The 1604-nt window shown below is 77.4% G+C and carries 1 protein-coding gene; it reads left to right on the forward strand.

The annotated features are described in order from the left end of the window. Positions 1-1604: polyketide synthase dehydratase domain-containing protein (locus KWI83_RS37635; protein ID WP_218518864.1), on the forward strand; the 1604-nt coding region annotated here is incomplete at both ends.

Below are 1604 nucleotides of genomic sequence, written 5' to 3' on the forward strand. Positions count from 1 at the left end.
GAGCCGGTGCGCTTCGAACCGGCGGTGCGCGGGCTGCTCGACGCCGGGCACGCGGCGTTCGTGGAGATCAGCGCGCACCCCGTGCTGACCGCCGCGGTGCAGGAGACGGCGGAGGCCGCCGAGCGGACCGCCGTCGTGGCCGGCACCCTCCGCCGCGAGCACGACGGGCCGCGGCAACTGCTCACCAACCTGGCCGTCCTGCACACCACGGGCACCGACGTCGACTGGCCGCGCTACTTCACGGGCGTCACCGGCCACGCCGACCTGCCCACCTACGCCTTCCAGCGCACGCGGTACTGGCTGACCCCCTCCGGACCGTCCGCCGGCGAACTGGCCGGCGCCGGACTGACCACCGCCGGGCACCCGCTGCTCGGCGCCGCCGTCGACCTCGCGGACGATGGCGGTCTCGTCCTGACCGGACGGCTCGCCGCGGACCCGGCCGCCTGGACGGCCGACCATGTCGTCCTCGGCACCACCCTGCTGCCCGGCGCGGTCCTGGCCGAACTCGCCCTCGCCGCGGGCGACCGCGTCGGCTGCGGCACCCTGGACGAACTCGTCCTCGGCGCCCCCCTGGCCCTGCCTGAGCGCGGCGCCCTGCACCTCCAGATACGGGTGGGCCGCGCCGAGACGGACCACCGCCGTACCGTCAGCGTGCACGCGCGCCCCGAGGACGGCGAGGCCCCCTGGACCCGGCACGCCGAGGGCGTCCTCGCGCCCGCGGACACCGCGCCCGGCACGCCGCTGACCGAGTGGCCGCCCGCCGGCGCCGAGCCGGTGGACGTCTCCGCGCTCTACGACACCCTCGCCGACCGCGGCCTCGACTACGGGCCGGTCTTCCGCGGCGTCCGCGCGGCCTGGCGGCACGGCGACGACCTCCTCGCCGAGGTCGAACTCCCCGCGAACACCGACGAGTCGGGCTTCCTGCTGCACCCGGCTCTCCTGGACGCGGCGCTGCACCCGATCGGCCTCGGCGGCCTGGTCGGCGACGGCGGCCTCCCCTTCGCCTGGCAGGGTCTGCGCGTCCACGCCGTCGGCGCCCGTACGGCCCGGGTACGGCTGACCCCGCTGGGCAACGAGACGGTCGCCGTCGACCTCGCCGACGGCACCGGCGCCCCCCTGGCGACCGTCGGCTCCCTGCGCCTGCGGGCCGTCACCGCCGAACAGGTCGCCGCCGCCCGCACCCCCACCGACCCGGTGCTGCACCTGGACTGGCTCCCGGTGGCCGCAACCGCCCCGGCGGACGACACGGCCGTGGAACTCCTGCACCTGGACGCACCGCGCGGACCGGACGCCGGTCCCGAGGCCGTGCGTCAGGCCGTGCGCACGGCACTCACCGCGATCCAGGAGTGGATCGCCGCCGACCGGCCCGAACGGCTGGTCGTCGTCACCGGCGACACCGACCTGGCCGGCGCCGCCGTTGGCGGTCTGCTGCGCTCCGCCCAGGCCGAGCACCCGGGCCGGTTCGGCCACGTCGTGCTCGACGGCCACCCCGACTCCGAGCGCGCCCTGCCCGCCGCCGCGGCCCTGACCGACGAACCGTGGGTCGCCGTACGCGCCGGGGAGACGTACGTACCGCGACTCGCCCGTACCGGCGTCCAGGCGAG

It is taken from the genome of Streptomyces sp. TRM70350, assembly GCF_019219825.1.
In the GTDB taxonomy this organism is placed as follows: domain Bacteria; phylum Actinomycetota; class Actinomycetes; order Streptomycetales; family Streptomycetaceae; genus Streptomyces.